We start from the raw sequence: 16,643 nt of genomic DNA on the forward strand, positions 1-16,643 counted from the left end.
AACTCACCCCGAATCGGCCATCATTCCGCAGCTTCTCACACACTATGTGCGCGGAATCCGGCCGAGTCAGACCTCGAACGTATCGCCGTCCGGGCTTCCCGCCCACCGCCTGGTCTGTGCGGCCCCCTGCCCGGCCAGCTGTTTGAGCATGCGCTGAAGGCTATGCATCAAATTTGTAGCCCAACCCTCTGACGGTGACCAGCAGGCGGGGCTTGGCGGGGTCGGTCTCGATCTTGGAACGCAGCCGCTTGACGTGCACGTCCAGGGTCTTGGTGTCGCCCACATAGTCGGAGCCCCAGACTCTGTCAATGATCTGGCCGCGGGTGAGCACCCGGCCAGCGTTGCGGATCAGGATCTCCAGCAGCTCGAACTCCTTCAGCGGCAGGTTCAGGCTGCGCCCTGCCACTTCCACGATGTGCCGCTCGATGTCCATCCGCACCGGCCCGGCCACAATGGTGGAGGAGTCGTCCAGCTCGGTGTCCACATGCCGGCGCAGCACCGCCCGGACCCGGGCCAGAAGCTCACGGGATGAGTACGGCTTGGTCACGTAGTCGTCGGCACCGAGCTCCAGACCCACCACTTTGTCGATCTCGGAGTCCTTGGCGGTGAGCATGATCACCGGCACTGCTGAGCGCAGCCGGATCTGGCGGCAGACCTCAGTGCCGGGCTGGCCGGGCAGCATCAGGTCCAGCAGCACCAGATCGGCGCCTTCTTTGTCGAAGACTTCGATGGCCTCAGTGCCGTCCTCGGCCACAACCACGTCGTAACCCTCCTTCTGCAGCGTGTAGGACAGCGCCTCGGAGAACGAGGCCTCGTCTTCGACGATGAGAATCCTGGTCAAGGTGACTCCTCAATTTCTTCCTGCCGCCTATTCGGCCGGCGGCTGCTTCTTGGCGGTGTAGGTTCTAACGGTCTGCGATGGTGTGCTGGCAGTGCTGGTGAATGTCTCGGCAAGATCGCCGACGGCGGCGTCGTCCCCCAGTCCGCTCAGGCTGTCCAAGCCCTCTTCAAGCTCGGGCATGCGCACAGTGAAGGTGGAGCCGCGCCCGGGCTGGGACCACAGCGCCACCTCGCCGCCGTGGTTGCCGATCACGTGCTTGACGATGCTCAAACCCAGTCCGGTGCCGCCGGTGGAGCGGGAGCGGGCGGCGTCGACCCGGTAAAATCGTTCAAAGATGCGTTCCTGATTCTCTGGGGCGATACCGATGCCCTGGTCGGTGATGGTGATTTGGGCGATGCCGTCGCGGGATGAGAGTCCGATGCCGACCCGGGTCACCTCAGGCGAGTAGCGCACCGCATTGTCGATGAGATTGCGGAAGGCCATGGTGAGCTGGTCAGGGTCCCCGTGCACACGGCGGGGAAGGCTGCCGCCCACCCGCAGCTCGATCTGCTTGGCCTCAGCCGGAAGCCTGGAACGGTCCACTGCATCGGCGAGCACTGCGTTGAGATCCACCGGCACCCCGGCATGCACAACGTTCTTGCCCTGCACCCGGGAGAGCTCGATGATGTCCTGGACCAGCACGGCCAGCCGGTTGGACTCCTTGTGCAGCCGCTTGGAGAAGCGTTGGACGGCGTCGGGGTCATCAGCGGCGTCTTCAATGGTCTCAGCCAGCAGGCTGATCGCACCGACCGGGGTCTTCAGCTCGTGGGAGACATTGGCCACGAAGTCATTCCGGACCGCCTCGGTACGGGAGACCTCGGTGCGGTCATCGGCCAGCACCAGAATGTACTCATCACCCAACGGGGCCACCCGGAGGCTGACCACAATGGAGGTTTCGCCCTGCAGACCGCGCGGGAGCTCCAGCTGCTCCTCGATGATCACGCCGTCGCCGCGGACCCGTGCGGTCAGCCCCAGCACCTCCTGATGGACCACAGTGTGGCCGCGGACCAGGCCGAAGGCGTAGGCGGCCGGGTTGGCCCGGACCACCCCGTCCACAGTGTCCACCACAATGTAGGCCAGGCCCAGGGAGGCCAGCACCTCGGTGGCGCCCTCCGGCATGGCGGGTTCATCCACATCGATGCCCTCGGCCCGCTGCCGTTCGCTGACCCGGAAAGCGTGCATGCCCACCACGCCAATGGCGAGGCCGACGACGCCGGCGAGCACAGCGATCAGCAGGGAGTCCACAGTCCCCCAGCTTAGGCCGAAAATTCACCGCGGCGTTGCCTCTGGGTCGCTCCGCGGTCAACAGTTCACGGTCTGTTCACCTTCTGGTTGCCTGGTTGTCCGGGCGGTGTTCATCCGGCGGGGCGAGGATAGCGATGCACTCGCGTGAGGAAAGGACCCGTTGAACTATGCGCAAACTCTTCCAGGAAGACCTCCACAATCTGGGCGATCAGCTCAGCGATATCGCCGTATTGGTCACCGAGGCGATGGAGAAGGCCTATCGCTCCTTCGAGATGGCCGATGTGCAGCTGGCCGAGGAGGTTATCGCTGCTGACGCCCGGATCGACGCCAAGCAGAGTGACCTGGATGAGAAGGCCATCGAGCTGCTGGCCCTGCAGGGCCCGGTGGCTTCTGACCTGCGGTTGATCGTTGGGGCGCTGCGGATGTCCACCTCCCTGGAGCGGATGGGTGATCTGGCCCGGCACATCGCTCAGCTGACTCGATTACGCTACCCGGACACGGTGGCCCCTGCTGCGCTGGTGGAGGTGTACCGGAAGATGGCGGAGAAGGACGTGGCGATCGCCAAGAAACTGGTGGAGTTGATGGTGACGCGTCAGCTGGAGCTGGTGGCTGAGATCCACTCGCTCAACGAGCAGATCAATGAGATGCACGCCGGGATCTTCATCACTATTGCCCGTCCTGGCTGGGAGGCCTCGGCTGCCACCACCGCCGATGTCACTCTGGCCAGCCGGTACTTCGAGCGCTTCGGCGACCACGGTGTCTCAGTGGCCAGGAAGATTCAGTACCTGGTCACCGGCGAGTGGGAGCCGGAGCCCGCAGCCTGAACAGAGTGCTCAGCGTAGGATCGGGGACTATGACGACGACGCTGCCGCTGAACTCAGGTGCCCATATCCCCCAGATCGGCTTCGGGACCTCCCAGGCCGCAGATGCTGCTCGCTCTGTGGCTGAGGCGGTGCGGGCCGGGTACCGGCATATCGACACCGCCCAGATGTACGGCAATGAGACCGGTGTCGGTGAGGGCGTGCGCGCCTCCGGAGTGCCGCGGGAAGAGGTCTTCGTCACCACCAAGCTCAACAACGGGCACCATGATCCGACCGATGTGCACCGCACCTTCCAGGAGTCCCTCGACCGGCTGGGCTTCGACTATGTGGACCTCTTCCTCATCCACTGGCCGCTGCCGTTCCTGAACACCGACTATGTGGACACCTGGAAGGCGATGCTCCAGGTGCAGGAGACCGGCCGGGCCCGCTCGGTGGGTGTCTCCAACTTCCAGCCGGAGCACCTGGAGCGGATCATCGCAGCTACCGGGGTCGTCCCCGCGGTGAACCAGATCGAGGTCCATCCCTACTTCGCCAATAACGAGCTGCGTGAGTTCTCCAAGGCCCGCGGAATCATGGTTGAGGCCTGGAGCCCGCTGGGCAAGGGCACCGAGCTCAGCGACCCGGTCATCGCCGAGCTGGCGGCGAAGCACGGCCACGCGCCCGCCCAGGTGATCCTGCGCTGGCACCTGCAGCGGGGCGACGTCGTCATCCCCAAATCAGACAATCCGGAACGCATCCGGTCCAATCTGGATCTCTCGGGCTTCGAGCTCACCGAGCAGGATATGGCCGCCCTGGATGCCCTGGACAAGGGTGAGGAGGGGCGGCGCAGCCCCCACCCGAATGAGTTCGGCAAGTAGGCCCGCTTAGTCTCCGCGTCCGCCCCCTGGCGCCCCTTTCTGCTTCCCATAAGGCGAATGGTGTGCTGAAATCCCGGGAAACAGCAGCACTTCAAACCGCTTGCGGCGGATTTCAGCACACCAACCTGCGGGATGCTCAGCCAGTATCAGCGGTGTTGCCGTAGCAATCGCTCCAGGCGCGCGATCAGGGAGCGAAATCCCTCCTGCTGATCCACCCGGTTGGCCAGGATGACAGTCCAGCCTTCTGCCTCGAACGCTGCGTTGCGGCGCTGGTCCCGGGCCTGCTGCTCTGCTGTGAAGTGGTGTTGCCCCTCGTACTGCAGCACGATCTTCTGGTCGCGGTACCCAGCATCGCCTGTCGGAGAGTACGCATCCCGAGGGTGAAGCTTGATCTGAAGCTCAGGCTCCCGAAGCCCTGCTGCAATTATGGCAAGCCTCATATAGGTTTCCGGTTCGGAGTCTGCCCCCACCCGGACCAGCTGCAATGCCTCCCTGGCCCGAGAAACACCTATCCGCCCGCGGCCAGCCCGAACGATGCGCTGAAGTTCCTCAACCGTGCACCAAGGGCGCTTCCGAGACTCAAGGCTGGGATGAGGTTGACGGACCAGCTGGTCACCGACGGCGACGAGTTCATGGACCATCAGCGTCTCAGCCAGTTCCAGGAACACGCGCGGTCCTGGCGAAAGCGCAGCACCTCGGAACTTCCACAGCTCCGGGGGATATTTCTTGGAGCGGTGGAAGACCACATCAGAGGCACCAGCGAGGGCAGGCGAACGATTGAGCCCAGTGATGTGGATGCGCAGATCGTGCTGAAACCGGCGGGGAACCCTCAGCCCAAGACATCTCGCCGCCGTGAAGTGGCTGATCCAGAGGTTCCCGGACCGCACTGAGAGTGCCCGGGCCTTCGACAGCATGCCCTCAAGCAGCGTCTCAGACTCCCCTGAGGCGGTTCTATGATCCTGATCCAGTGGCTTGTGCCTATAAACTCCCCAGCTGATCCGTTCCACGTCTCGGGCCTGCAGACGTCCGCCCTCAACACCGTGTTGGGAAGCTTCTTCTCGAGTAAACACGGCGCCCAGTAGTTCTGGAGGCAGTGGATGCGGATTCCTCATACCCACAGAATCCCACCAAATGAGTCCAAAATGGACAAAAAGTGACTATCTGTGGATAAACAAGTCCTCCTAGCAGGAGGATGAAGCAAGGATAGTTCTCGGTGCCGACCCTATCGGAGAGAATGGTGTGTTGAATTCCTCGGAAGACTGCCGCGACTACGGCTATTCACGGGAATTCAACACACCAAGCCAGACACACCCGTCCCGGTCAGGAGCTTAGGCCTTACTTCTTACCCTGGTTGGCAACGGCCTGGATTGCCTCAGCAGCAGCCTCGGGGTCCAGGTAGGTGCCACCAGTGTTAACCGGTGTGAAGTTCTCGTCCAGCTGGTAGTGCAGCGGAATGCCGGTGGGGATGTTCAGTCCGGCAATGTCCTCATCGCTGATCCCATCCAAATGCTTCACCAGGGCACGCAGCGAGTTGCCGTGGGCGGCCAGCAGCACGGTCTTACCTGCCTTGAGATCGCCGATCACCTCGGACTCGTAGTAGGGGATGAACCGCTCCACCACGTCCTTGAGGCACTCAGTCTTCGGCGCAGCCTCGCCCAGATCTGCGTAGCGAGCATCCCCGGACTGGCTGTAGGGATCCTCGGCGTCGATCTCAGGGGGAGGGGTGTCGTAGGAGCGCCGCCAGGTCATGAACTGTTCCTCGCCGTACTTCTCGCGCACCTGGGTCTTGTTCTTGCCCTGCAGAGCACCATAGTGGCGTTCGTTGAGCCGCCAGTCCCGCTTGACCGGGATCCACAGCCGGTCAGCGGTCTCCAGGGTCAGGTGCGCGGTGGTGATAGCGCGCTGCAGCAGCGAGGTGTGCACCACATCGGGCAGCAGGTTGTGCTCAGCCAGCAGCTGACCGCCGCGGGCGGCCTCAGCCCGGCCGGTCTCAGTCAGCGGCACATCCACCCAGCCGGTGAAAAGGTTCTTCTGGTTCCACTCGCTCTGGCCGTGCCGCAGCAGGATCAGGTCATAGCTCATTGCCGGTGCTCCCATTCAGTAGAGGGTGTGAGATCACGACGCCGTTGTCTTCAGTGACCACTCTATCGGGACTCGGGTGCCGCCGGGGCAGCCCGCAGTGGACTACCGGCCACTGACCGCGGGGTCCACATCAGCCAGGTACACCGAGGCCATGCAGGCGCCGATCACCGGGAAGAGCAGGCTGAACGCTCCAGGCGGGGAGAGGTGGGAGAGCAGGCCGATGACGGTCAGGGCCAGGGCTCCGCCGGTCATGCCCAGCCAGAATCCTTTGGTGCGCTTGCCCTGCACGAAGAACATGTCCGAGCTCTTCGGCAGGCAGCGCAGCAGGGCGATCACGGCCAGGATTACGCAGACCACAATGAACGCCAGCTGAATATAGTAGTCGGCGAGGAATGCCAGGATCCAGAGCTGAGACATGCCTCGATGCTATCGCAGGCTCAGCGCCCGTGCGGTGCAGATAGGCTGAAGTCCGTGAGTGAGCAGAGCAAAGGACTCTTCGTCGTCTTCGAGGGCGGCGAAGGCGCGGGCAAGACCACTCAGCTTCAGCTGCTGGAGGACTGGCTGACCGGAGCTGGGCACACTGTACTGCGCACCCGGGAGCCCGGCGGCACAGAAATCGGCGAGCGGATCCGTGGTCTGCTGCTGGAGCACGGCCAGGGAGAGGTGGACCCGCGGACCGAGACGCTGCTCTTTGCGGCCTCCCGTGCTGCCCATGTGACCCAGAAGATCCGCCCGGCCCTGGCCTCAGGCGCCGTGGTGCTCTGCGATCGCTACATCGATTCCTCCCTGGCCTATCAGGGTGCTGGTCGCGGCCTGGGGGTGGCTGAGGTGGCACAGATCAATGCCTGGGCAACGCAGGGTCTGCAGCCAGATGTCACCGTTCTGCTGGATCTGGATCCTGCGCTCTCTGCCCAGCGCCGGGCGGCCCGCGACGGGGGTGCGGCCGGGGACCGGATAGAATCGGCGGATCTTGTCTTCCACGCTGCGCTGCGCCAAGCGTTCCTGGACCGGGCCGCTGGTGCCCCGAAGCGTTACCTGGTGCTTGATGCCACCGGCAGCATGGAGCAGTTGCACGCTGAGATTCGCGGCTGCCTTCAGCCGCTGCTCAACGGTGCTGCTGGTGCCGACTGAGCCGCCGGTCAAGAACCAGCAGCAGTGCGACGATGCCCGCCCCAGCTGCTGCCAGACCCGCCGCAGGTGCCAACAGCTCATCCGGCGCCAACAGCCCGCGGTCCTCAGTCTGCCAGGGCCAGAGGGTGCGCAGCGCTCCGAGCATCACTCCGGCAAGCACCACCATAGTGACCGTGTGATGGTGGTCCAGCAGCCATTTCAGCCCCTTGACGATGCTCACCAGCCCAATGAGCAGCCCGGCGAAGAACACCGCGAGGTATCCGAGGTCGAGGTCCCGAGCGGCGGCGATGGTGGGCTGGTAGAGCCCGAAGGTCAACAGTAAGAAAGACCCGGAGAGTCCGGGAAGCAGTAGCGCGGAGACAGCCACTGCGGCCGCTGGCAGCACAATCCACCAATGGGGTTCCACCTGGCCCGGAGGCAGGGAGACCAGCACGAAGGTGACTGCCGCAGCTGCCAGGCCGATGATCCAGTGCTTTACCGCCAGGGTGCCTGAAGCCGAGTCGCGGGCCATCCGGTAGGGCACCGCCAGGGAGACCAGCACCATGCCGAAGAAGGCAGCCCGGGTCAGCTCAGGGTAATTTTCCACCCAGTCTCCAATGAACTGCACGGCAGTGAAGAGACCGATTGGCATGCCGATCATCACCGGGATCACCACGGACCAGTGGACCAGGGCCATCTGCTCCCGAAAGTGCTGCGCCCGGTCGGGACCGGTGATCAGCGCCCGGACGCCGGAGACGATCGCGGAGGCGGAGTCGATGAGCTGCCGGTATATCCCCACCACCAGGGCCACTGTGCCCCCGGAGACCCCGGGCACAGTCTCCACCACACCGATCAGCCCGCCGCGAATAACATTGCCGGGCACCGAGGTGCGCCGAAGCTCATCAAGAACGGGGGCGTCGTCGTAATGGTCAGGAGTGTGGGTCACGGAGGAAGCCTACAGCGGATCGAGGGTGTAGGGCTCCACGGCCTGGAAACGTACCTGATGACCGGGAGGCAGTTGGGCGGCCAGGCCGAGGTCCTCACGGACGACGACGCCGATCACAGGGTATCCGCCGGTGACCGGGTGGTCTGCCAGAAACACCATCGGTTCACCTGAGGGCGGGATCTGGATGGATCCGCGCACCACCGGCTCACTGGGCAGCTCCTCCTGGCGGGTGCGCTGAACCGGCGGTTCGGAATGCTCAGGGCCATCGGGATCCTCGGGGTGCGCAGCTCGCAGCCGCGTGCCCACACGGTTGGAGTCCTCGGAGACTGTCCAAGTCATTGACTGCAGCGCGGCAAGCCCTGGGTTGCTGTGCTTGGAGGCGAACCACTCCTCCCGGGGCCCCGGGACGAACCTCAGGGTGGTGGGGATTCCCGGCTCGGGCAGGGCGGTGCGGGCGACGTCGGCGATCCCCACAAAGCCGGAGGGCGCCCCCACCAGGGCGAAGCACTGGCCGGCGGAGACTGGTGCCGGGCCGAGTCCGGAGAGCAGGTCGGTGGCGGAACTGCCCAGCACCGCCGGGGCGGCCAGTCCCCCGGAGACGGCCACATAGCTGCGCAGTCCTCGGCTGGGAGCGCTGAGTCTCAGCCGCTCGCCCGGGTAGATGAGGAAGGGGGCGCGCAGCGGAACCTCCCTGATCTGCTCGGGCCCGGGAACGCCGTGGCTGGCCATATTGGAGGTCTCCGGCACGGACGGAGTGCTGATCTGAAGTCTGCTTTCGGCCCCGGTGACCGCCAGCACGGAGATCTGGTGCACCGCCAGTTCCAGTCCGCCGTGGAGGACCTCGAAGCCCACTGCCTCCTGAGGGTTTCCCACCAGTTGGTTGACCTGTCGCAGTGCCTGTAGGTCGGCGGCCCCGGAGCGGGGCACGCCCAGTTCGCTGTGGCCGGGCCGGCCCAGGTCCTGCAGCAGGGTCTGCGGGCCGGGGCTGAGCACCTCCAGCACCACGTCTGTGGCCGGCACCGGCGGGACGGGGGCAGGCTGCTGGGCTCCGGCGCTCACGGTGATCCGTTCGGCCACGGGCCGGTAACGCACCGTGTCTCCGGCCCGGATCAGGGCAGGTTCGGGACGGCTGATGTCCCAGAGCGCGGCGTCGGTGGTGCCGATGAGCTGCCAGCCGCCCGGGCTGCTGCGCGGATAGGCTGCAGAGAACTCTCCGGCCAGGCCCACCGCACCGGCGGGGACCACGGTGCGCGGGGTCTCCAGTCTCGGCACGGGCCCGGGGAGGCCGGACTTCCTGGGCCGGCGCCGGGTAACCAGCTGCTCCGGCAGACAATAGGTGAACCCGGGGGCGAAGCCGCCGAAGGCAGCCGCCCAGCGGGTGCTGCTGTGCCAGTCGATGAGTCCCTGGGGACTGAGCCCGAGATGCTCGGCGGCAGAGTCCAGGTCGGCGCCGTCGTAGTGGACCCGCAACTCGATTTCCCGGCCAGTCTCGGAGGCACCGGCCTTAGGACGGATACGGCGCAGCTGCCGCTGCGCCTCCCGGGCCTGCTGACGGGTGCGGAAGGCGACCAGCACAGTCCGCGCCGCGGGCACCGCCTCAAGCTGCCCGGGCAGCGGCGTGGCACTGAGCTGCCGGTGGAAGGCCAGCACATCGGCCGGGCTGGCGAATTCGGCCAGCAGAGCCCGCTGGCCCGCCCGGTGCAGGGCCTCCATCAGGCGAAGCTCTCAATGCTGACCCCAGCGCCGGTGAGCGCGGCGCGGACCGCCTCGGCCATTGCACCGGCTGAGGGGGTGTCCCCGTGCAGGCAGATGCTGTCGGCCTGGATCTGCAGGCTGGTGCCGTCCTCGGCGATGATGGTGCCCTCCTCCGCGTAGCGCTGGATTGTCTCAGCCACCGCAGGGATATGGGTGACTACAGCGCCTGGTTCACGCCGGGAGACCAGCGTACCGTCCGGCCGGTAGGCCCGATCTGCGAAAATCTCCTGAGGGGTGGGGATTCCCCGTTCTGCGGCGATCTGATGGGCCAGGGCGCCGGGGGCCAGCAGCAGCGGAAGCACCCGACCGGTGGCCTCGGCGAAGGCGGAGAGCGCATCGACCACCGCGAGCGCATGCCCCGGATGGCTGTGGCAGGCGTGGTAGAGGGCTCCATGCGGCTTGATGTAGCGGACCCTGGTGCTGGCAGCGGCGGCCAGGCCGTCCAGGGCGGAGAGCTGGTAGAGCACATCGGCGGTGAGCTCCTCAGCTGAGGCGTCCACAAACCGGCGACCGAACCCGGCCAGGTCCCGGTAGGCGGGGTGGGCGCCCACGGTAACCCCGGCCTCTGCTGCGGCCTGCAGGGTGGTACGCAGGGCCTGCGGGTCCCCAGCGTGGAACCCGCAGGCGATATTGGCCGAGGAGACCTGGCCCAGCATGGCGGAGTCCTGGCCCATGCTCCAGGAGCCGAAGCTCTCGCCGAGGTCGGCGTTGAGGTCGATGCTGTGCTGGGCAGCCACGGTGAGCCCCTTCGTGAAAGAATCGGTATGTGAGTCAGGATGCCAGCAATCAGGATACGAAAGAACCGCTGTTCAGCTGGAACTTTATCCTGGCGATCCTGATCAACCTATGCATCACTACGGTGTTCTTCACCCTGGTGACGGCTATGGCGGTCTATGCGGCCAGCGAGTTCGGTGCCGGAGAGACTGCCGCAGGGTTCGCCGCCAGCGCTTTTGTGGTGGGCGCCCTGGCTGCCCGGTTCTTCGCCGGCAAGTACGTCAACACCCTGGGCCGCAAGCCGATTCTGGTGATCTGCCTGCTGATCTTCACCCTGGCTAGTGTGGGCTACCCGGTGATCAGCTCCTACGAATGGCTGATCACCCTGCGCATCTTCCACGGCATTGCCCTGGGCTTCGGCCAGACCGCGCTGACCGCTGCAGTCTTCGACATCATTCCCCGCTCCCGCCGCGGGGAGGGCTCGGGGTACTATCTGCTGGCCAATTCGCTGCCCCCGGCCCTGGGGCCCCTGGCGGCCATTCAGCTCTCGGCGGCCTACGGCTATTCGGGAATGTTCTCGGTGGTCTCGCTGATCTCGGCCATCGCTTTCCTCTTCGCCTGCCTGGTCCGCACACCTGAGGTGAAGCAGCCCGGGACTCCGCTGCGGGAGCGGCTGCGCCTAGGCCCCTCTGATGTGATTGAACCGCGGGCCTTCTCCATCGCCCTGGTGGCCATGCTGCTGGGCATCACTTTCGCCTCGGTGATGACTTTCCTTAACGGCTATGCCCAGTCGCTGGGGATGACCGATGCCGCCAGCATCTACTTTGTGGTCTATGCCGCCACCATGCTGGTGGCCCGGTTGTTCATGGGTCGAGTCCAGGACCGCTTCGGCGACAATGTGGTGATCATGCCCGCACTGGGCGCCTTCATCGTCTCCATGAGTCTGCTGGCCTGGTCACCCAACCAGGCGGTGATGGTAGCCGCCGGGGTGCTGGCCGGGTTCGGCTTCGGCGCGATGCTGCCGGCGATCCAGGCGATCATCGCCTCCAAGCTGCGCACCCACCGGATCAGCATCGGGATCTCCACCTTCTTCATCATGATGGATCTGGGCTTCGGCTTCGCCCCGCTGGCCCTGGGCCCGGTGGTGGAATCCTTCGGCTACCAGGTGATGTACGCCGGGTGCGCCGGCGTGGTGGTGGCCACCCTGGGCCTGTACTGGCTGGTGCACGGGAAGTTCTCGGTGCGCCAGGGAGTGGCGCGGCGTCGTGCCCGCAGGTGGGTCAATGAGGCCACCGGCGTGATGCCCCTGGTCCAGCAGAGAAAGCACGATGACGCCACGCCGGCTCCCCGTGCCAGCACGCCCTCGGTCTGAGCCTCACTGCCCCGGCTGGGAGTGGTGCTGCAGGAACTGGTAGACCTCGGTGGTGTCCACTCCGGGGAAGGCGCCCTGCGGCATGGCGGCCAGCAGGTGGGTGTTGGCCCGGCTGGCCGGCCAGGCGGCCCCGGCCCAGACCTCGGCGAGCTCGGCCGGAGGCGTGCGGCAGCAGCCGGGATCGTCAGGGCAGCCGGAGACCGAACGGGCCTGGGTGTCCTTGCCGCGGAACCATTTGGCGTGCTCGAAAGGCACCCCGATGGACAGCGAGTACATCCCGGAGGAGTGCGCTGAGGTGCGGGCGGTGCACCAGTAGGTGCCGGCCGGGGTGTCGGTGTATTGGTTGAAGGAGCGGAATTTGTCCTGGACGTCGAAGACCTCCCGGGAGGTCCATCGCCGGCAGACGGTCTGGCCCTCGATGGCCCCTGAGTGGTCGGTGGGGAAGCTGACGCCGTCGTTCTCATAGGCCTTGTGGATGATGCCGGACTCGTGGACCTTCTGAAAGTGGCAGGTGATGCCCAGATGTTCGGTGGCCAGGTTGGTGAACCGGTGGGCGGCGGATTCGTAGGAGACGGCGAAGGCATCGCGGAGGTCCTCGATGGCCAGCTCCTTGGCGCCCTTGGCTTCGACTAAGTGCTCCACGGCGGTGCGCTCGGGCATCAGCAGGGCGGCGGCGAAGTAGTTGGTGTAGACCCGCTGGCGCAGAAACTCAGAGTAGTCCTCCGGCTCGGTGTGGCCCAGCACGTGGTGCCCCAGAGCCTGCAGCAGCACTGAGCGGGCATCCCAGTCGCGAGAGCGGCCCTGGGTGAGGTAGATGATGCGGTGATGCCGGTCAGTGACGGAGCGGGTGGAGTTGGGGAGATTGGGGACGAACCGGATGGAGAAGCCCAGATGCTCAGCGACACGGGCGGCGATGTGGTGTCCCAGCGGCCCGGAGGAATAGCCCACGGCGTCAAGCAGCTCGACGGCCTGGGCCTCGATCTCGGGGTAGTAGTTGTTGCGGGCCTTCATCTCCTCGCGCAGTTCGGTGTTGGCCCGGCGAGCCTCCTCAGGGGTGGCGGCCTGCTCCTCAAGCCGGCGGGTGAGCTCACGCTGCAGAGCCACCAGGGATTCCAGCACGTCCATCGGCAACCGATTGGATATCCGCACTGTGGGCAGTCCCAGGGCGGCGTAGAGGGGTCCGCGCTGAGTCTTCTCCAGCTCGATCTCCAGGGCTGCCCGCTTGGAGGGTGGTTCTGCGCCAAGCAGGTCATCGGTGCTCACGCCGAGCGCACGGGCCAGCTGCTGGAGCTGGGAGAGTTTGGGCTCGCGCCGGCCGTTCTCCAACAGGCTGAGCTGACTGGGTGCGGTGCCCACGGCCTCGCCCAGATCGTCCAGGGTCATGCCCTGTTTCTTTCGCAGGTGCCGCACCCGGCGGCCCAGGGCAATCAGGTCCAGGACGTCATCTTCGGTTTCAGGCTCCGTGGCAACCATGGTGTGAGTGTACTTCCCGCGGGAGGACTGCGCCCCCGGAGGACCTCGAATAACTCCGGGGACGCAGTGGTCTTCTCCCGCTATCTGCGGCTCCGCACTGCCGTCGTTGTCGCGCCTTCGGCGCTCACATCCTCAATCGCCTCAGCGGACTCCCCCTGGAGTGGGGTCTGCACTGGGCTCAATCGGGTGCCCCGCTCCCCGATGACATTGAGGCTGCAGGCGTGGGTGGTCACCGGTTTGCCGTTAATCTCGATGGCGCTCATGGCATCTCCTCGTGGTGGTCTCCGGCTCAGTGAAACTGGCCCTCTTCGGTGGAGCCGCGAAGGGCCACCGTGGAGGATTCGGGGTTCAGAGTGGTGGAGACGGCGTCGAAGTACCCGGTACCGACCTCGCGCTGGTGCTTGGTGGCGGTGTAGCCCTGGTCCTCGGCGGCGAACTCCTTCTCCTGCAGCTCCACGTAGGCCTTCATCTGCTCAGCGTTGTAGCCCTTAGCCAGTTCGAACATGGAGTAGTTCAGGGCGTGGAACCCGGCCAGGGTGATGAACTGGAAGGTGAAGCCCATGGCACCGAGCTCACGCTGGAACTTAGCGATGGTGTCATCGTCCAGGTGCTTCCTCCAGTTGAAGGAGGGACTGCAGTTGTATGAGAGCATCTGGTCGGGGTGCTCGGACTTCACGGCCTCGGCGAACCGCTTGGCCACTTCCAGATCCGGGGTGCCGGTCTCCATCCAAATCAGGTCAGAGTAGGGGGCGTAGGCCTTGGCCCGGGCGATGCAGGGGTCGATCCCGTTGCGCACCTTGTAGAAGCCCTCTGCGGTGCGCTCACCGGTGATGAACTCGGCGTCGCGCTCATCCACATCGGAGGTGATCAGGGTGGCGGCCTCAGCGTCGGTGCGGGCGATGATCACGCTGGGGGTTTTGGACACATCTGCGGCCAGTCGGGCTGACTGTAAGGTGCGGATGTGCTGACCGGTGGGCACCAGCACTTTTCCACCCAGGTGGCCGCACTTCTTCTCGGAAGCCAGCTGATCCTCCCAGTGCACCCCGGATGCACCGGCGGCGATCATGGACTTCATCAGCTCATAGGCGTTGAGCGGGCCGCCGAATCCTGCCTCTGCGTCGGCGACGATCGGCACCAACCAGTCCTCCACGGTGCGTTTGCCCTCCAGGTACTCGATCTGGTCGGCGCGCAACAGGGCGTTGTTGATCCGCCGGACCACGTTCGGCACGGAGTTGGCCGGGTAGAGCGACTGGTCGGGGTAGGTCTGCCCGGAGAGGTTGGCGTCACCTGCCACCTGCCAGCCGGAGAGGTAGATGGCACGCAGTCCGGCCTTGACCTGCTGCACGGCCATGTTGCCGGTCAGGGCTCCGAGCGAGTTGGTGAACTTGCCGGCGGCGTGCTCCTCGGTCAGCTGGGCCCAGAGCTTCTGCGATCCGCGCTTGGCCAGGGTGTACTCCTCCTGCACGGTGCCTTGGAGCTTCACCACCTCCTCAGCGGAGTAGTCGCGGCTCGCGTTCCGCCAGCGCGGGTTGGTCTCCCACTCGGTCTGCAGCGCCTGGACCTTCTCTTCGAAGGCCACGCGGCTCTCGGGCTGAAGTCCGCCGGTTCCGGTCCCGGTGGTCTCGTCGGTGGTGATTGTCATGGGAATCTCCTTTGATTCTTGGTCTGCCATCGCTGACATTCACCAGTTTTCGGCACTTCGCAACCCCATTTCCAGCTCTTCTGGGGTGAAGATCTGCATTTCTTTGCTTTTTCGAAGAACTGGCACAACTTGAAGCATTTTCCCAGAGGACGACGGCGCCTGCTCACCTCCATGGCAACCTGGGCCACCACCCGTGATCACCTCGTGCCGCACTCCCTGGCGCGACGCCGCTCCGCCCCACGCGGTCCACACATCACCACATCCGCCCCACTCCCCTGCACAACTACACCGCGGAATCATGTCTACACCGCCTTATAACCCGGTGTACTCACGAAAGACCGGTGTACTTAGGCTTCTGGGTAGGCTGAACACCCGATGAACACTCAGTCACACACCAATCGGGCCGTGCGCCGTACCACCAGGCGCCAGGCGCGGCGGAACCTGGGCCGCACCATGAACTCCCCGCGCGGCCAAAACCGGCAGTCACTCGTTCAAGGCCTCTCGATGTGGCTGGGAGTGATTCTGCTGGCCATCCTGGTGGCCGGGGCGCTCAGCTGGTGGCAGAACCGGCCACCAGAGCTGCCGGAGGGGTTCTCTGATGATGCCGCGGTCGCTGAGCTGGTACGCATTGTGGACGGGGACACCATCGTGGTGGAGCTGGACAGCGGTGAGCAGCGGGTACGTCTGCTGAACATCGACACCCCTGAGACGGTGCATCCGAACCAGCCGGTGAAATGCGGCGGGCCGGAAGCCTCAGCGGCGATCGCGGAGCTGATCAGCCCAGGAGACCTAGTGGTGCTGGAATTCGACATGGAGATCCGAGACCACTACGACCGGTTGTTGGCCGGGGTCTTCACCGAGGAGGTGTTCATCAACGAGGAGCTTGCCGCCCAGGGGTGGGCGGAGCCGGTGTACTTCGCACCCAATGGGCGCTTCCTGCCAGTGATCGAGGAGGCCTGGGCACAGGCTGAGGCAGACGGCGTCGGGCTCTTCTCACCTGACCTTGGCTGCCGCTCAGGCGAGCCGATCGGGCAGTGAGCTGGAGGCCAACGGTGCAAGAGACTTTCCGCGATCGATTGAGCCGAGTGAAGACTCGAGCTTGCGCGAAGTCTTCCGAGGCGATGGTTAGGGAGGGAAAACGGCCTCAGCTGTTTTTCCACCGGCGGGCGGCAAGGAAGCTGCGCACACCGAGGAACAGGTAAGCCACCAGGATCACCAGGGAGATGAAAGCGGCAATGACGGCTGCCGGACGCTCATGCTCCCCGGCCAGCAGGTCTGCAGTGCCGCCCAAGGGCATGAACATGCCCAGCGCTCCGATCAGGGCGAAGAGCAGAGCCATATGGATGCCTGCCATCAGGCTCTTCAGCGCGATACCGCCGCTGATCAGCAGCAGCACACCAATGATCGCCGGGATCAGCGCAGTCCAATGTGCGGCGTCATTGATCAGTGAGAAGATGTATCCGCCTCCGCCGACCAGGACCAACAGGCCACCGGTGATGAAAGTCAGCCTCGGCATGGGGGAGTTGGTGTAGGTCTCGGTCACAGATGCTCCTTCGGGTTGAATGCCACAGTGCTCACCGGTCAGTCTAACGCCGTTTTCTACGTGACGTAGAAGTCGCGGATATTAGAAACCCCACGCGCACCTGCCAGAGCCCGCCTACCCTTGCTACCGTCAGGTCCTGGGGGAGTTCAGCAGGATGACACCACGCGTGGGGCCAGAGACCATCGTATCGCGAGTTGATGATC

Annotated in this window: 17 protein-coding genes and 1 other RNA gene; 5 read left to right on the forward strand and 13 right to left on the reverse strand. The window is 65.1% G+C overall.

What is annotated here, in order from left to right; genetic code table 11:
- Nucleotides 1-160: 160 nt before the first annotated feature.
- Together F0311_RS11640 and F0311_RS11645 are read right to left on the reverse strand one after the other, a co-directional pair.
- Nucleotides 161-841, reverse strand: coding sequence for a response regulator transcription factor (locus F0311_RS11640; RefSeq protein WP_150462111.1), 681 nt, complete (start codon nt 839-841; stop codon nt 161-163).
- A 27-nt stretch (nt 842-868) separates the two neighbouring features.
- The gene (locus F0311_RS11645) at nt 869-2,125 is read right to left on the reverse strand and encodes a sensor histidine kinase (RefSeq protein WP_396897439.1); all 1,257 of its coding nucleotides are present in this window, start codon (nt 2,123-2,125) and stop codon (nt 869-871) included.
- A gap of 167 nt (nt 2,126-2,292) precedes the next feature.
- Between F0311_RS11645 and phoU the strand changes: the two genes are divergently transcribed.
- Both phoU and F0311_RS11655 read left to right on the forward strand, forming a co-directional pair.
- Nucleotides 2,293-2,949, forward strand: coding sequence for a phosphate signaling complex protein PhoU (gene phoU / locus F0311_RS11650; RefSeq protein WP_150462112.1), 657 nt, complete (start codon nt 2,293-2,295; stop codon nt 2,947-2,949).
- A 29-nt stretch (nt 2,950-2,978) separates the two neighbouring features.
- Nucleotides 2,979-3,803 (forward strand): aldo/keto reductase, encoded by an 825-nt coding sequence (locus F0311_RS11655; RefSeq protein WP_150462113.1) that lies wholly within the window; start codon nt 2,979-2,981, stop codon nt 3,801-3,803.
- Nucleotides 3,804-3,949: 146 nt separating this feature from the next.
- Here the strand turns inward: F0311_RS11655 and F0311_RS11660 are convergent, their stop codons facing one another.
- The 3 genes from F0311_RS11660 to F0311_RS11670 form a co-directional block, all read right to left on the reverse strand.
- Nucleotides 3,950-4,717: a PDDEXK family nuclease gene (locus F0311_RS11660; RefSeq protein ID WP_150462114.1), complete on the reverse strand. Its 768-nt coding sequence runs from the start codon at nt 4,715-4,717 to the stop codon at nt 3,950-3,952.
- Nucleotides 4,718-5,138: 421 nt separating this feature from the next.
- Complete coding sequence (locus tag F0311_RS11665) at nt 5,139-5,885, reverse strand: phosphoglyceromutase (RefSeq protein WP_150462313.1); 747 nt, start codon at nt 5,883-5,885, stop codon at nt 5,139-5,141.
- A 102-nt stretch (nt 5,886-5,987) separates the two neighbouring features.
- Nucleotides 5,988-6,302, reverse strand: a complete 315-nt coding sequence (locus F0311_RS11670; RefSeq protein WP_150462115.1) for a DUF2516 family protein — start codon at nt 6,300-6,302, stop codon at nt 5,988-5,990.
- Nucleotides 6,303-6,356: 54 nt separating this feature from the next.
- On the opposite strand from F0311_RS11670, the gene tmk reads away from it, so the two are divergent.
- Nucleotides 6,357-7,016: a dTMP kinase gene (gene tmk, locus F0311_RS11675; RefSeq protein ID WP_150462116.1), complete on the forward strand. Its 660-nt coding sequence runs from the start codon at nt 6,357-6,359 to the stop codon at nt 7,014-7,016.
- Here the strand turns inward: tmk and F0311_RS11680 are convergent.
- Genes F0311_RS11680 through F0311_RS11690 form a run of 3 tightly spaced genes read right to left on the reverse strand, consistent with a single transcriptional unit; the run spans nt 6,991 to nt 10,433 of the window.
- The gene (locus F0311_RS11680) at nt 6,991-7,941 is read right to left on the reverse strand and encodes a DUF368 domain-containing protein (protein ID WP_150462117.1); all 951 of its coding nucleotides are present in this window, start codon (nt 7,939-7,941) and stop codon (nt 6,991-6,993) included. The genes tmk and F0311_RS11680 overlap by 26 nt on opposite strands.
- A 9-nt stretch (nt 7,942-7,950) precedes the next feature.
- Nucleotides 7,951-9,654, reverse strand: a complete 1,704-nt coding sequence (locus F0311_RS11685; RefSeq protein ID WP_150462118.1) for a 5-oxoprolinase subunit B/C family protein — start codon at nt 9,652-9,654, stop codon at nt 7,951-7,953.
- Entirely contained in the window at nt 9,654-10,433 is a 780-nt protein-coding gene (locus tag F0311_RS11690) for a LamB/YcsF family protein (RefSeq protein WP_150462119.1), read from the reverse strand. The genes F0311_RS11685 and F0311_RS11690 overlap by 1 nt, the downstream gene beginning before the upstream one ends.
- Before the next feature lie 29 nt (nt 10,434-10,462).
- On the opposite strand from F0311_RS11690, the gene F0311_RS11695 reads away from it, so the two are divergent.
- Complete coding sequence (locus F0311_RS11695) at nt 10,463-11,782, forward strand: MFS transporter (protein ID WP_150462120.1); 1,320 nt, start codon at nt 10,463-10,465, stop codon at nt 11,780-11,782.
- Nucleotides 11,783-11,785: 3 nt separating this feature from the next.
- Here F0311_RS11695 and F0311_RS11700 read toward each other — a convergent pair whose 3' ends face one another.
- The 3 genes from F0311_RS11700 to aceA form a co-directional block, all read right to left on the reverse strand.
- Nucleotides 11,786-13,255 (reverse strand): helix-turn-helix domain-containing protein, encoded by a 1,470-nt coding sequence (locus F0311_RS11700; protein ID WP_150462121.1) that lies wholly within the window; start codon nt 13,253-13,255, stop codon nt 11,786-11,788.
- Between the two features lie 80 nt (nt 13,256-13,335).
- Complete coding sequence (locus F0311_RS11705; RefSeq protein WP_150462122.1) at nt 13,336-13,518, reverse strand: hypothetical protein; 183 nt, start codon at nt 13,516-13,518, stop codon at nt 13,336-13,338.
- A 26-nt stretch (nt 13,519-13,544) separates the two neighbouring features.
- Nucleotides 13,545-14,897: an isocitrate lyase gene (gene aceA, locus F0311_RS11710; protein WP_150462123.1), complete on the reverse strand. Its 1,353-nt coding sequence runs from the start codon at nt 14,895-14,897 to the stop codon at nt 13,545-13,547.
- Nucleotides 14,898-15,272: 375 nt separating this feature from the next.
- Between aceA and F0311_RS11715 the strand changes: the two genes are divergently transcribed.
- Nucleotides 15,273-15,935 carry a thermonuclease family protein gene (locus tag F0311_RS11715; protein WP_150462124.1) on the forward strand — a complete coding sequence of 221 codons (663 nt, stop codon included), beginning with the start codon at nt 15,273-15,275 and terminating at the stop codon, nt 15,933-15,935.
- 106 nt (nt 15,936-16,041) lie between these two features.
- Here the strand turns inward: F0311_RS11715 and F0311_RS11720 are convergent, their stop codons facing one another.
- Together F0311_RS11720 and ffs are read right to left on the reverse strand one after the other, a co-directional pair.
- A complete protein-coding gene (locus F0311_RS11720) occupies nt 16,042-16,440 on the reverse strand; it encodes a hypothetical protein (protein ID WP_223881294.1) in 399 nt (132 codons plus the stop codon).
- 80 nt (nt 16,441-16,520) lie between these two features.
- Nucleotides 16,521-16,617, reverse strand: an RNA gene (ffs, locus tag F0311_RS11725) — signal recognition particle sRNA small type.
- Nucleotides 16,618-16,643: the final 26 nt, after the last annotated feature.

Source organism: Nesterenkonia ebinurensis (genome assembly GCF_008711175.1).
Taxonomy (GTDB): domain Bacteria; phylum Actinomycetota; class Actinomycetes; order Actinomycetales; family Micrococcaceae; genus Nesterenkonia; species Nesterenkonia ebinurensis.

Excerpts from the sequence above, each read along its gene's own strand:
- phoU (WP_150462112.1), top strand. The coding sequence starts at position 2,293 with ATGCGCAAACTCTTCCAGGAAGACCTCCACAATCTGGGCGATCAGCTC.
- F0311_RS11655 (WP_150462113.1), top strand. The coding sequence starts at position 2,979 with ATGACGACGACGCTGCCGCTGAACTCAGGTGCCCATATCCCCCAGATC.
- F0311_RS11660 (WP_150462114.1), bottom strand. The coding sequence starts at position 4,717 with ATGCTGTCGAAGGCCCGGGCACTCTCAGTGCGGTCCGGGAACCTCTGG.
- F0311_RS11665 (WP_150462313.1), bottom strand. The coding sequence starts at position 5,885 with ATGAGCTATGACCTGATCCTGCTGCGGCACGGCCAGAGCGAGTGGAAC.
- F0311_RS11670 (WP_150462115.1), bottom strand. The coding sequence starts at position 6,302 with ATGTCTCAGCTCTGGATCCTGGCATTCCTCGCCGACTACTATATTCAG.
- F0311_RS11685 (WP_150462118.1), bottom strand. The coding sequence starts at position 9,654 with ATGGAGGCCCTGCACCGGGCGGGCCAGCGGGCTCTGCTGGCCGAATTC.
- F0311_RS11700 (WP_150462121.1), bottom strand. The coding sequence starts at position 13,255 with ATGGTTGCCACGGAGCCTGAAACCGAAGATGACGTCCTGGACCTGATT.
- F0311_RS11705 (WP_150462122.1), bottom strand. The coding sequence starts at position 13,518 with ATGAGCGCCATCGAGATTAACGGCAAACCGGTGACCACCCACGCCTGC.
- aceA (WP_150462123.1), bottom strand. The coding sequence starts at position 14,897 with ATGACAATCACCACCGACGAGACCACCGGGACCGGAACCGGCGGACTT.
- F0311_RS11715 (WP_150462124.1), top strand. The coding sequence starts at position 15,273 with ATGAACACTCAGTCACACACCAATCGGGCCGTGCGCCGTACCACCAGG.